This window comes from Wenyingzhuangia gracilariae (assembly GCF_056387575.1).
Genome location: NZ_CM150748.1, coordinates 89,302 through 103,469 on the forward strand (window position 1 = coordinate 89,302; position 14,168 = coordinate 103,469).

The 14,168-nt window shown below is 32.8% G+C and carries 8 protein-coding genes; 1 reads left to right on the top strand and 7 read right to left on the bottom strand.

From position 1 onward, the window contains the following. Positions 1-149: 149 nt before the first annotated feature. Positions 150-1,301, top strand: a complete 1,152-nt coding sequence (locus ACY2IJ_RS00375) for a class I SAM-dependent methyltransferase (protein ID WP_476725176.1) — start codon at positions 150-152, stop codon at positions 1,299-1,301. A 30-nt stretch (positions 1,302-1,331) separates the two neighbouring features. On the opposite strand, the gene ACY2IJ_RS00380 is transcribed toward ACY2IJ_RS00375, so the two are convergent. The 7 genes from ACY2IJ_RS00380 to rho form a co-directional block, all read right to left on the bottom strand. Beyond that, on the bottom strand, positions 1,332-2,150 hold the full coding sequence (locus ACY2IJ_RS00380) for a carcinine hydrolase/isopenicillin-N N-acyltransferase family protein (RefSeq protein ID WP_476725177.1): 819 nt from the start codon (positions 2,148-2,150) through the stop codon (positions 1,332-1,334). A 16-nt stretch (positions 2,151-2,166) separates the two neighbouring features. Further along, positions 2,167-4,050 carry a mechanosensitive ion channel family protein gene (locus ACY2IJ_RS00385; RefSeq protein WP_476725178.1) on the bottom strand — a complete coding sequence of 628 codons (1,884 nt, stop codon included), beginning with the start codon at positions 4,048-4,050 and terminating at the stop codon, positions 2,167-2,169. Positions 4,051-4,128: 78 nt separating this feature from the next. Beyond that, the gene (locus tag ACY2IJ_RS00390; RefSeq protein ID WP_476725179.1) at positions 4,129-4,623 is read right to left on the bottom strand and encodes a hypothetical protein; all 495 of its coding nucleotides are present in this window, start codon (positions 4,621-4,623) and stop codon (positions 4,129-4,131) included. 101 nt (positions 4,624-4,724) lie between these two features. Then, entirely contained in the window at positions 4,725-6,191 is a 1,467-nt protein-coding gene (locus ACY2IJ_RS00395) for a glutamate synthase subunit beta (protein WP_476725180.1), read from the bottom strand. Positions 6,192-6,193: 2 nt separating this feature from the next. Then, a complete protein-coding gene (gltB, locus tag ACY2IJ_RS00400) occupies positions 6,194-10,705 on the bottom strand; it encodes a glutamate synthase large subunit (protein WP_476725181.1) in 4,512 nt (1,503 codons plus the stop codon). Positions 10,706-11,052: 347 nt separating this feature from the next. Further along, positions 11,053-12,081, bottom strand: coding sequence for a hypothetical protein (locus ACY2IJ_RS00405; protein WP_476725182.1), 1,029 nt, complete (start codon positions 12,079-12,081; stop codon positions 11,053-11,055). 366 nt (positions 12,082-12,447) lie between these two features. Continuing rightward, positions 12,448-14,133 carry a transcription termination factor Rho gene (rho, locus tag ACY2IJ_RS00410; protein ID WP_476725183.1) on the bottom strand — a complete coding sequence of 562 codons (1,686 nt, stop codon included), beginning with the start codon at positions 14,131-14,133 and terminating at the stop codon, positions 12,448-12,450. Positions 14,134-14,168 lie beyond the last annotated feature (35 nt).

The window sequence follows — 14,168 nt, forward strand, 5'->3', positions numbered from 1 at the left end:
TTATTTTTAAAGAAGATTTAAAGAATTCTCAGCCTTATTCTATAAGACCTTTTGTGTTATAATACACTGTGTTTGTTGTTGTGTAATTATATAGATAAGAATAAAAAGATATGTTTTTTTCATCCGTTAATAAAACCTAATTTTGCGTTATGGAAGAATTCAACCCACTTTTTGAAGAAATTAAAAGTAGCCTAGTAGCAGATACTTTTGTAAAAATAACTTTAAGCAAACCAATCCGTAAAAATGATGGTTTAAGAAATGTGTATATACGGTTAATTTCCATTCAAAATCAGCAAAAATTTCAGTTTACCTACCGCAACAAAACCAATGATGTGGTTAAGAATTTTTCTGTAGAAGAAGCTATGGAACAAATAGCAGATTTGCTTACCAATACATTCCGTTCTGGTGTGGTGTTTACCTTGCCAGATGATATACAAGTATTTGTTTCTAAAAAGAAAGCGATTACATTAAAAAAAGTAGCTCCTAGTTTTACACACAAACTACCAGAAACACACGACAGACCCAAAGAAAAAAGAGCTGCTAATAAAGATTATTTATTCTATTTAGGGGTTACAGACAAAGAAGGGAGTGTAATTCCTAAAATGGCTGATAAGTATCGTCAGATTAATAAATATTTAGAAATTATAGAAGGCTTAATTAATGGAGTAAAACTGCCTAAAAAAATTCAGATTGTAGATATGGGATCGGGCAAAGGGTATTTAACATTTGCTTTGTATGATTATTTAAAAAATGATAGGAATAAAGAAGTTTCCGTTACAGGTATTGAATTGCGAGATGGTTTGGTAAACTACTGTAACAACATTGCAGAAAAATGTGGGTTTGATGATTTACAGTTTGAAAATAAATTAATTCAAGATTACGACAATAAAAAAATTGATATTCTAATAGCTTTGCACGCTTGTGATACTGCTACAGATGATGCTATTGCTAAAGGAATTATAGCCAATGCAGGTTTGGTAATTTGTGCACCTTGTTGTCATAAACAAGTTCGTCAGCAAGTAAAAGGAATAGAGCAGGAGAGTCCTTTGTTAAAATACGGCATTTTTAAAGAACGTCAGTTCGAAATGGTGACAGATACCATTCGTGCCTTAATTTTAGAAAAAAACCAGTATACAACCAAGGTGTTTGAGTTTATCTCTAACGAACATACTCGTAAAAACGTAATGCTAGTAGGGTCTAAGAACAATAAAAAAATAGATACAAAAGAAATTAATAAGAAGATTAAAGATTTAAAAAATGAATTTCATATCGATTTTCATTATTTAGAAAAACAAGTCTAAAAAAATCCCTGAAGCAATTCAGGGATTTTTTTAATATAATTTTATTTTTTGTTTCTTTTTTTGGGCAAATTGTTCTTGCAAATTTAGTTTGATGAGTTTGCTATTATCTAGTTTAGGAATGATAAACATTTTCATTTCTGATAAATTGATAAAACTTGTATAAAGAGTACCTCCCATATTCCCTGTATTAGGATCTTTTTTAGGTAACTGTGCAGTGCCACCAATGGTGTTTCCAAAAGATAAAAAATTGATGGTTTCTTTTTGTTTTAAATCGTTAATTCTTTTTTGAATCGATTGATATCGATAACAAGGAAAATTTCCTGCTTGTGGTTTAGACAATAGGTAGTTGGTTGCTATTAAAACATGATCTTTTATGTAGATTGTTTTTCTTTTTCCATCAATCCATTCTACCACAACTGCATTTCCGGTTTTGTCTCCAAACATTATATGGCCATTGGCAATAGCTATTTTTTCTTTTTCAAGGTAATCTAAGGCTTGTGAGGTTGTTGTGCATTGTGCTAAAATTTCATCACCTATATTTCTACCGTTTGGAGTGTTGTAATTTTCTGGAATTTTTTGAGTGGGAGTGACAGCAGCATCAAAAAATAATCCTGCTTTGTTAACTCCTCCTTGTGCAAATTCTTTCCAACCGTACCATAGTCTAGCCATTCCTTTTTTAGAGTCGGGAATGTATTGTATATAAGCTTTGGTGTTTAGCCAAAAATCTTCGTTGTTGGCAATGTAAATAGTACCTGTTTTTTCATCAACAAAATAAACAATACTACAAGCTTTGCTGTAACTGGAATAAATAATAAGCAAAAAGAGAATGGTTAATTTTAAATGTTTCATGATTGGTTGAACAGATCTATGAATTGTCTTTTTCTATTTTAACACTAAAACTAGGTGCTTTGTAGTCTTTATCTAAATAATCTTTAGGAATGGTGGTCATATTTCCATCTCTATTTGCACGGTAATGCGGAGATAGTATTTCAATACCATTTTCGTTACATACATCTTGAATGTTTTGATGTAATTCAGAATAAATAATAGCTTGTTTGGCTACTACTTTTGTATAAGCGTTTAATTCATAAGAAACATAATAATCATCTAAGCTAGTTTGTAAAACAAAAGGTTTAGGTATGTTAGATATTGCTTCTGTTCTTATTGCAGCTTCTATCAAACTTTCGTGTACCAATTTCCAAGGAACATCATATCCTAGGGTAATTGTTGTATGTAGTATTAGACCATTTTCATCGGCAATACTGGTGTAGTTAATAATATTACTAGCTAGAATAGTAGAATTGGGAACTGTAATAATTTCATTTTTTACTGTTTTAAGTCTGGTAATTAACAATGTTTTTTCTACAACATCTCCCATAATATCCCCAAATTTAATTCGATCTCCTAATTTAAAAGAACGCATATAAGTAATCACCAATCCGGCAACCATATTAGAAATAGCTGTAGATGAACCTAAAGAAAATAACACCCCTACAAACACAGTTACTCCTTTAAATACATGCGAGTCAGAACCTGGTAAATAAGGGAAAATAAGCACCACCATAAAAGCATACAATAGTACTCTTACAATTCCGTAAGTAGGCATTGCCCAATCTGCATGAAATCCATTAATTTTTAGTTTCCCATATTTAATTTCATTAAAAATATATTTTACAAAACGGATAAAATAACGCATCACAAAATAAATAACTGCAATGCTGAATAGGTTAGGTAAAAAAGAAACAATATTGTTTAAAACCCCTTTAAAAGGATTCCATATTAATTTAAAAAGAGTGTCGGCCCAATCTCTTGTAAATGGAAAAATACTAAACAAAATAGGCAGAGTAATGTAAAGTATAATGGCATAAACAATTATTTTTAGAGCCTTAATAATATAAGAAATCAATACAAGTGCTTGTTCTGTAGACACAATAACATAATCGTTGTATTTAATGTCTTTTAACCAAGATTCTTGTTTTTGTTCAATAATAGCATCTACTTTTAAAAACATTTTACGTACTAGTTTTATTACAAGCCAAATGATTAAAATAGCGAGTAAAACCAACCCAATACGCATGGCAATTTTTTGTAAGCTATTTTCTTTTTTAGCTGTTACAATAGCCGATTTTATATTGTCTTTAAATAAATTGGCACTGCTTTCTATAGATTGATTGTACCAAATAGCATCTGCTTCAGAAATACTCATAATAATTAGTTCGTTATAAACAATATCATAAGTGTTTTCAAAAGGATGAACTTTAATGTTGTCAATATTCAGAAAATCATCGTTGTATAGTTTTTCTATTTTTCTAGAAATATTAGCAGCTCGTTCTGCAGGTGTAGAAGATCCTATTTTTGCATAAACTAAAAATAAAGTGTCTTTAAGAACTCCAATAACAGGATGTCCTTTTGCTGTATTTCTTAAAGCATCTATTCTTGCTTTTTTCTCAGAAATTCTTTTTTTCTCACTTTCCTCAATTTGTTTTAATTGGTTTAGTAATTCTTCTTTTTTTAAATTGTCTGTAGTTTTTAAAGAGCGCAATGTCTTTTCTAATTCAATTTTTTTAATAGAATCTTGCTTACGCTGTTCTTTAATTTCAGAAATTTTTTGATTAAACTCATTTAAAAGTTCATTGTTAATACTATCGGTTTTAGTGGCAATACTATCAACTATGGTTTCTTGTGCATGTACATGTAATGGCATATTAAAACAAAAAACAAGTACAACTAGTAATAGGTGTTTTTTCATAATTTTAAAATCAAATCATCATCATTAATATGAAGATGTAATTAAATGTAGTTTAAAAAAAATTAAGAAGCTTTTTTTTTAGATAATTGTTAGAGGTTCTAGAGACAGAAGGTGAATTTGGTTATGATAGTCAAATTGTAAATCAGGGTGTAAAGTTGTTGTTTTTCTCTTGATAAGTTTTAACTCTCTGTGATATAAATTAAGCAATTGTTGGTTTTTGGTAATACTAGGACGTAAGTGCTTTAGTTTTTTACAAAAATACAACAGTAGTTCAACCTCAGTTTCCTTCACACTAGAATACCTAATATAGGTTTTAAGCTGTTTGAGTATTTTACGAATTGATTTTTTTATATAGAAATAAGATGAAGTGTTTATTTGGTCAAATAAAGTATCTATTTCTAATTTTATTTCAGAAATATAAGCATCCTCATTTTGAGCTTCAAATAATAAATAAGTTAAAAGTTCTTTATTTTCTTTTTTAAATTTCGATAGTCTTAAAACAAGTTCGATAAGTTTGTTTTTATCTAAATTGTTAAGCTCTGTTTTAAGTTGTTTTATATTTGCCGTTTCCATATATAACGAATATAATCTATTTTCTTAAGAAGTTTTTAATCGCTATAAAAAAAGAAAACCTCGCTAAGTAGCGAGGTTTTCTTTTATATAAATGTTAGGTTTTATTGTACACCTACTAAGTCTCCAGCAATATCTTTAGATGGTAAATCAGATTTACCCATTAAGAAAATATCAACTTGACGAGCTGCTTCACGACCTTCAGAAATTGCCCAAACAATTAAAGATTGACCTCTACGCATATCTCCTGCAGCAAATACATTAGGAATGTTAGTCTGGTATTTACCATATTCTGCTTTGTAGTTAGAACGAGCATCGGTTTCTATACCTAATTGCTCAGCAATAGTAGCTTCTGGACCTGTAAATCCTAAGGCTAATAAAGCCAAATCACAAGGCCAAATTTTTTCTGAACCTTCAATCTCAATTAATTGAGGTCTTTGTCCAGGAACCATTTTCCACTCTACATTAACAGTTTTTAAAGCTGTTAACTTTCCGTTTTCATCTTTAATGAACTCCTTTGTGTTAATCAACCAGTTTCTTTCACATCCTTCTTTGTGAGAAGTAGATGTTTTCAACTGTAAAGGCCAATAAGGCCATGGAGTTGTAGGTGATCTGTGTCCAGGAGGTTTTGGCATAATTTCAAAATTAGCTACAGATTTTGCTCCTTGACGATTAGAAGTACCTACACAGTCAGAACCTGTATCACCACCACCAATTACAATTACATCTTTACCTGTTGCTAAAACTTGATTTTTTACTTCTTTACCTAAAACAACTTTTGTTTGTTGCGTTAAGAAATCCATAGCCTGTACTACACCATCAGCATCAATACCAGGAGTAGGTAAAGAACGTCTTTGTGTAGCACCACCACATAAAGTAATAGCATCAAAAGCTTTCAATTCTTCTACAGAAACATTAACTCCAACATTCGCATTTACTTTAAAAGTAATTCCTTCTGCTTCTAAAATAGCCACACGACGGTCTATGATTCCTTTTTCCATTTTAAAGTTAGGAATACCGTAGCGCAACAATCCTCCAACTTCATCATCTCTTTCAAAAACAGTTACAGTGTGTCCGGCTCTGTTTAATTGTTGAGCAGCAGCCAATCCTGCAGGACCTGATCCTACAACAGCAACCGTTTTACCTGTTCTTTTTTTAGGAGGTTGAGGTTTAATCCATCCTTCTTTAAAAGCACGTTCAACAATGTTTTTTTCAATATTTTCTATAGAAATAGGATCTTCTATAATTCCTAATACACATGCTTTTTCACAAGGTGCAGGACATAAACGTCCAGTAAATTCAGGAAAGTTGTTTGTAGAATGTAATATTAAAGAGGCTTTTTGCCACTCTCCTTGATGTACCATGTGGTTAAAATCAGGAATTAAATTTCCTAATGGACAACCACTGTGACAGAAAGGAATACCACAATCCATACAACGAGATCCTTGTTCTGTAATTTCAGCCTCGCTTAAAGGGACTGTAAATTCATTATAATGTTGTACACGCTCTTCTACAGCTTTGTACGATTCGTCTTTTCTTTCGAATTCTTTAAATCCAGTTACTTTTCCCATATTTACGATACTGTTAATTCTTCAACCATTGGTTCTTCATTTGCAATACGCTCTAAAGCTACTTTGTATTCTTTAGGCATAACTTTTACAAACTTAGCTAAGCTATTTTCCCAGTCAGCCAACACTTCTTTTCCTCTGTTACTGTCTGTATAAGCCACGTGTTTTTCAATCAATCCTTTTAATTCAGCTGCATCTTCTGCAGTAATAGGATCAAAGTCTATTGTTTCTTCATTACACAATCCATCAGTAAATTTACCAGTAGTGTTTAATACATATGCATAACCACCAGACATTCCTGCTGCAAAGTTACGACCTGTATCTCCTAACACAACAACTCTACCTCCAGTCATGTATTCACATCCGTGATCTCCTACACCTTCTACTACTGTAGTAGCTCCAGAGTTACGAACTGCAAAACGTTCACCTGCAATACCGTTAATAAATGCTTGACCTTTTACAGCACCAAACAAACAAACGTTACCTACTATAATATTGTCTTCTGCTATAAAATCAGCTTTAGCAGGTTTTTTTACTATAATTTTTCCTCCAGATAATCCTTTTCCTAAATAATCGTTTGTATTTCCTTCAACAGTATAAGTAATACCATGAGCTCCAAATACTCCTAAACTTTGTCCGGCAGAACCTGTAAAATTTAAGTTTAATGTGTCTTCAGGTAATCCTAAGTGACCGTATATTTTAGAAATTTCATTAGATACAATAGCTCCTACAGAACGATCTGTGTTTCCAATAGGATAATTAAGAGTAGTAATTTCTTTTCTAAAAATAGCAGCATGTGCATCTTTTAAAATTTGGAAATCAATAACATTGTCTAAATTATGATCTTGTTGTTCTATATTTCTAACAGGTAAATCACTGTAACCAGCAGGTTGGTGTAAGATTGCAGATAAATCTAATCCTTTAGCTTTATAATGATCAATTGCGTTGTTAGCGTTTATTTTTTGAGTTTGACCAATCATTTCATCCATTGTACGGAATCCTAATTGAGCCATAATTTCTCTTAATTCATTTGCTACGTAGTAGAAAAAGTTAATTACGTGTTCAGGAGTACCCTTAAAGTTCTTACGTAATTCTTTATCTTGAGTAGCAATACCTACAGGACATGTGTTTAAGTGACACTTACGCATCATAATACATCCTGAAGCTACTAATGGTGCGGTTGCAAATCCAAATTCTTCTGCACCTAATAAAGCAGCAATAGCAACATCACGTCCAGTTTTTAACTGACCATCACATTCAACAACAATACGAGAACGTAAGTTGTTCAATACCAATGTTTGTTGTGCTTCTGCCAAACCAAGTTCCCAAGGTAAACCAGCGTGCTTTAAAGAGGTTAAAGGAGAGGCTCCTGTACCACCATCATATCCAGAAATTAAAACGACATCTGCTTTTGCTTTAGCAACTCCGGCAGCAATGGTTCCAACACCTACTTCTGATACTAATTTTACGTTGATACGTGCCTCACGGTTCGCATTCTTTAAATCGTAAATTAACTGAGCTAAATCCTCAATTGAATAAATATCGTGGTGTGGTGGAGGAGAAATCAACCCTACAAAAGGAGTTGAGTTACGTGCATCTGCAATCCAAGGTAAAACTTTTGTACCTGGTAATTGACCACCTTCTCCTGGCTTAGCACCCTGAGCCATTTTAATTTGAATCTCTTTAGCAGAACTTAAGTAGTGAGATGTTACCCCAAAACGTCCTGAAGCTACTTGCTTAATAGCAGAGTTTTTATTGTCTCCGTTTGCATCTGGTTGGAAACGTCTTCTGTCTTCACCACCTTCACCTGAATTAGATTTTGCACCTAAACGGTTCATGGCAATGGCTAGGTTCTCATGAGCTTCACGAGAAATAGACCCGTAAGACATAGCACCCGTTTTAAAACGTTTTACAATTTCTGTCCAAGGTTCCACTTCATCAACTGGAATAGGATCATAGTTTGTAAATTCAAACAATCCACGAATGGTTAACAATCCTTTTGCTTGTTCGTTAATTGCGTTTTTATATACATCGTAAGAAGCTTGGTCATTTAAACGTACAGCTTGTTGCAATTTAGCAACGGTTGTAGGGTTAAATATATGACGTTCACCATTACGTCTCCATCTATAATCACCACCAATGTTTAATCCTAAACGTTTGTCGATGTATGTGTCTGGATATGCATATTTATATCTTTCGTTGATTTCTTTTTCAATTTCGTACAATCCAATACCTTCAATTCTAGAAGCAGTGTAAGGGAAGTATTTGTTTACAAATTCAGAATTGAAACCTACGATTTCGAAGATTTGAGATCCACGGTACGAGTGTAACGTAGAAATACCAATCTTGTTCATTACCTTTAAGATTCCTTTTCCAATAGCTTTGTTAAAGTTATCTACAGCTTTTTGCTCATCTAATTTGATGAATCCTTCTTTTACTTGTAAACGGATAATTTCGTTTACCATGTAAGGGTTTACAGCAGAAGCACCATATCCGAATAAGGTAGCAAAATGATGTGGTTCACGAGGCTCAGCAGATTCTATAACAATATCAAAATAAGAACGCTTACGTAAACGGTTCATTTGATGGTGTACATAAGAACAAGCTAATAAAGCAGGAATTGGAGCTTTTTCTTTAGAAGCACCTCTATCTGATAAAATAATGATGTTAACTCCGTTATCTACAGCTTTGGTAATTTTAGTAATGATTTCTTCTAAACCATCTTCTAGACCATTCATTCCCTTTACTTTGTCATACAACATTTCAATAGTTTCAGCTTTAAAACCATCTACGTTTATATGACGGATTTTCTCTAAATCATTATTGGAGATAACAGGGTTTTGAATTCTTAATTTATGACATTGTTCAGCAGTAATATCAAAAATGTTTTTGTCATTACCTAAAGCTAAACTAATATCCGTAACTACTTCTTCACGAATACCATCCAAAGGTGGATTGGTAACCTGAGCAAATAATTGCTTAAAGTAGTTCGGTACTAATTGAGGTCTGTCTGATAAAACAGCAACAGGAGTATCAATACCCATAGAACCTAAGGCTTCTTTACCTTCTTGTGCCATTGGTACAATTACTTCCTGAATATCTTCAATAGTATAGTTGTACAAACGTTGACGAGTTTTTAAATCCAACGTTTCTATTGGACAATTTTTATTATCGTTAGGAACGTCTTTTAATCGTAAGCTATTTTTATTTAACCATTCTTTGTAAGGTCTTTCAGAACAAATTTTATTCTTAATTTCTTCGTCTTCAATAATTTTACCTTTGTTCATGTCTACTAAGAACATTTTACCAGGTTCTAAACGACCATGGCTTACAATGTCTTCTGGAGCTATTTCTACCACCCCAACTTCCGATGACATGATTAGTTTACCACTCTTAGTAACGGTATAACGAGAAGGTCTTAAACCGTTACGGTCTAATAAAGCTCCCACATAATCTCCATCTGTAAAAGGAACTGAGGCAGGACCATCCCAAGGCTCCATAATACAAGAGTTGTATTCATAAAACGCTTTTCTGTCTTCAGACATGGTAGCGTGTTTTTCCCAAGCTTCAGGAATCGTCATCATCATTACTTCTGGTAAAGAACGACCTGTTAGGGTTAATAACTCAACAGACATATCCATAGAAGCAGAATCTGATTTTCCAGGTAAAATTATAGGAAATAACTTTTCCATGGTAGCAGCATCAAACACGTCAGATTTCATGATTTCTTCACGCACACGCATTCTAGAAACGTTACCTCTTAAAGTATTAATTTCTCCATTCTGACATAAGAATCTAAATGGTTGTGCTAATTCCCAAGCAGGCATTGTATTGGTAGAGAAACGTTGGTGTACCAATGCTAATCTGGTTACTAAGTCTGGTTGTTGTAAATCGGTATAGTAAGGTCCAATATCTTCTGGCATAATAATACCCTTATAAATAAGTGTAGTATTAGACAAAGAAGGTAAGTAAAAGTAACTAGCTTCAGACATTTTTGAGTTGCGAATAGCGTGCTCTGTAATTTTACGTGCAGCGTATAGTTTAGCTCTAAAAATATTTTCTTCTAAATCACCTTGAGCAATAAAAATTTGCTCAATATTTGGTTCAGAGGCTAAAGCAATTTCACCTAGTTGAGAAGAGTCCACAGGAACTTCTCTCCAACCTAAAACTGTTAAGCCTTGGTTTGCTATTTCTTTTTCAAATACATCTTTACAGAATTTGTGTTGATTGGTGTTTTTTGGTAAAAAAACCATTCCTACAGCATATTTACGCTGTTCTGGAATTTCAAATTCACAAACTCTTTTAAAATAGTCGTGAGGGATATCAATTAATAATCCAGCACCATCTCCGGTTCTCCCGTCGGCACTAACACCTCCACGGTGTTCTAGTTTCACTAAAATTTCTAATGCATCATGAATAATTTGGTTGGTTTTTTCACCTTTTAGGTTACAAATAAAACCTGCACCACAGTTTTCATGCTCAAATTCTGGTAAGTATAGTCCTTGTTTCTGTATCATATTTTAAAAATATAGGCGACAAAATTACGCAAATATTAATGAAAATCAAACTATCGTAAGACTTACATAACTTTGTTCGTTAGATATTATTGTTTTGTTATGGATAATTCAAAATTTATGATGTTTTATTGGTAATGTGTTAAATTTTAACCTTGTTTTTTTGGGGGTTAAAAATAACTAAGTATGAATGTGTTAGCTTGATATATAATAAACTCCTGTTTTTTAAAAGGTTAGCTTATTTAGAATGGTTATGTATTATTAAAATGTGTTTTTCTTTGTTTTTTTGATAAAAAAAGAAGGTTGCCAAATAGGCAACCTTCTTAAATGGTTTTTGTAAAAAGTAGAATCTATTTAGCAAATTTTAAAACTCCTTTATCGGTAGTTAAAATGTATACACCGTTTGCTAAGTTAGTAATACTTACTTGATTGTTTACTTTTCCTGTTTTTACAGACTGTCCAACAATGTTGTAAATTGTATAGTTGTCGTTTATGTGTTCTGAACTAAAAGAAATTGAATTAGCATTTACAGTAACTCCTTCTAAAGCAAGTTTATCTGTAGATAATGTGGTAGCATCAATGTCGAATAACTCAGGTGATACATAGCTGAATATAGTAGCATCTGTACTACCGTTGTAACCGTATGCAACAACTTGTATTCTTGCTTGAGAAACAGATTCAGATAAATCTGGTATGGTAAGACTAACTGTTGTAGATTGTTCTGTAGCGCTATTTGTTACAATTGCTGTTCCTTCTACCATTAGAGGGATTGTTTTGTAGTCATTTGTAAGGAATCTTACTCTAACGTCTAAGTTGTCTCTTACAGGGTCCTTTTTCAAGGCTTTATAATTCACTCCAAAAGTTAGAGTAGCTCCTTCGCTTACGGTACCGCTTACAGAAGTGTGGTAATCTGTAGGAGAAACACCGTTAATAGTTGTAATAGAAGTTGCAGCACTTACTTCTACACTTTCGTCTGCGTTAATTTCAAAAGTTGGAGAAGTACCATTAACAAAACCACTACCATTATTAGCTCTAATTTGAATTCTTGCAGGGTCAATTCCAGGATTAACAGCAGGAATTGTTACTGTAAAAGTTGTGGTAGTTGGTGTTGCACTTTCTGTTACAGTTTGTGTTTGTTTGGTGCCTGCTATTTCAGCCCAGTTGTTTAACACCCTAATAACAAGATTGTCGGTTCCAGCCACTACGTTTTCGTATTGCACAGTTACTGTTAACACGGTACCACTATCTAAACTAGGGTTAGCTGTAAAAAAAGCTGAAGCAGTAGAGCCATTAATATCGGTAATGCTAATGGTTTGTGCAGTTAATGCAGATGTAATCATAAAAGAGATTACGGCAAAAAATAAAGTAATTTTTTTCATTATATATAGTTTTTGAGTTATAATATTAAAGATAATTTATTTATTGATGTGATTTATAGTCTTGTTAGTAAATGAAAAAAGAAAAGAACTTTGGTTAGTTAGCTGCTTAGATTTTATTGGGGTTGTAGAAAGTTAAGTATAGTAGCAGTCTAGTTTTTTTATTATAATTTTTGGGTTTGTATCGAGCTAGTTTAGATATTTGTTATGTTTTTGTTAAACATTTGTTTTATTTTAAAAAAAGAGAAACGAGGAAAGAACAATTGTTAGGGTAAAAGAGAAGAATTGGTTGATAGAGTAAAGTACAAAACCTAACAAAATTGTTTTGTTAGGTTTTGTAAAATTTTATTGTTTATATGGTGTTTTTTATTATCCGTTCATAGATATTAAAAATTCTTCATTGTTTATTGAAGTTTTGATTCGGTCTCTTATAAATTCCATAGCCTCAACAGGATTCATGTCAGCTAAATACTTTCTTAAGACCCACATGCGTTGTACTGTTTTTTCATCTAACAACAAGTCGTCTCTACGAGTACTAGATTTAATTAAATCAATAGCAGGGTAAATACGTCTGTTGGCAATATTTCTTTCTAGTTGTAGTTCCATGTTACCGGTACCTTTGAATTCTTCAAAAATAACTTCGTCCATTTTAGAGCCTGTTTCTGTAAGAGCTGTAGCAATAATACTTAAAGAACCACCCCCTTCAATGTTTCTAGCAGCACCAAAGAATCTTTTTGGTTTGTGCAGTGCATTGGCATCAATACCTCCAGATAATATTTTACCAGAAGCAGGAGCAACGGTGTTGTAGGCTCTTGCTAAACGAGTAATGGAGTCTAGAAGAATCACTACGTCGTGACCACATTCTACCAATCGTTTTGCTTTTTCAAGTACAATGTTTGCAACTTTTACATGTTTGTCTGCGGGTTCGTCAAAGGTTGAGGCTACTACTTCACCACGAACGCTACGTTGCATATCTGTTACTTCTTCGGGTCTTTCATCAATTAATAAAACTAATTGATATACTTCTGGGTGGTTGGTTGCAATGGCATTAGCAATGTCTTTTAATAACATTGTTTTACCTGTTTTAGGTTGTGCTACAATCATACCACGTTGTCCTTTACCAATAGGAGCAAATAAGTCAATAATTCTGGTAGATAAAGAGCTTTTTCCGTTAGATAATTTAAATTTTTCTTCAGGGAAAAGTGGAGTTAAATGTTCAAAAGAAACACGATCTCTAACTTCTTTGGGGTTTAATCCGTTAATTTTTGAAACACGAATTAAAGGAAAATATTTTTCACCTTCTTTAGGGGGTCTTACCACACCTTTTACAGTGTCACCAGTTTTTAAACCAAAGAGTTTAATTTGAGATTGAGATACATAAATATCATCAGGAGAAGATAAGTAGTTGTAGTCAGAGGATCTTAAAAAACCATATCCATCTGGCATCATTTCTAAAACTCCTTCGCTTTCAATAATTCCGTCAAATTCGTAATTAGGGTCTTTTAAACTTTTACCCTTGTTGTTTTTATTATTTCTTGGGTTGTTGTTTTTTCTAGCATTGTTGTTTGCTGGTGTATTGTTTTGTGGAGTGTTGTTATTTTGTGGAGAAGGGGTGTTTTTTTTGTTTTCACTAGTTGTTGTGTCGTTATTTTTGGCACGTGGTTTTCTAGTGGTGTTTTTCTTCTCGTTAACAGCGGCAGGAGTAGGTGTGTCTGGAGTTATAGCTTTGTTAGTCGTGTTTTCGGTAGGGGTTTCCGGAGACTTTTTTGGTTCTTTTTTATTTAATTCCTCAGAACTTTCAGTTTCTTTTTCTTTAACAGAAGAAGTTGGTTTTGTTTTGGTAACTCTTTTTCTTTTAGGAGGCTCTTGTTTAGTGGCTTCGTTATCTAAAATGGTAGGAGTTGGATTACTTGCTTCGGTAGCAGCTTGCTCGTCAAGAATTCTGTAAACTAAGTCCATTTTTTTTAATTGACTTGTTTTTTTTAATCCAATTGTTTTTGCAATTTCGTGTAAATCCGCAAGTGTTTTTGCTTTTAATTGTGAAATTTCGAACATTTATAATATGTATGATGATAATAAAATATGCAACA

Bases quoted from the DNA above. Each gene is read 5' to 3' on its own strand.
- ACY2IJ_RS00375 (WP_476725176.1), top strand. From the start codon at position 150: ATGGAAGAATTCAACCCACTTTTTGAAGAAATTAAAAGTAGCCTAGTA.
- ACY2IJ_RS00380 (WP_476725177.1), bottom strand. From the start codon at position 2,150: ATGAAACATTTAAAATTAACCATTCTCTTTTTGCTTATTATTTATTCC.
- ACY2IJ_RS00385 (WP_476725178.1), bottom strand. From the start codon at position 4,050: ATGAAAAAACACCTATTACTAGTTGTACTTGTTTTTTGTTTTAATATG.
- ACY2IJ_RS00390 (WP_476725179.1), bottom strand. From the start codon at position 4,623: ATGGAAACGGCAAATATAAAACAACTTAAAACAGAGCTTAACAATTTA.
- ACY2IJ_RS00395 (WP_476725180.1), bottom strand. From the start codon at position 6,191: ATGGGAAAAGTAACTGGATTTAAAGAATTCGAAAGAAAAGACGAATCG.
- gltB (WP_476725181.1), bottom strand. From the start codon at position 10,705: ATGATACAGAAACAAGGACTATACTTACCAGAATTTGAGCATGAAAAC.
- ACY2IJ_RS00405 (WP_476725182.1), bottom strand. From the start codon at position 12,081: ATGAAAAAAATTACTTTATTTTTTGCCGTAATCTCTTTTATGATTACA.
- rho (WP_476725183.1), bottom strand. From the start codon at position 14,133: ATGTTCGAAATTTCACAATTAAAAGCAAAAACACTTGCGGATTTACAC.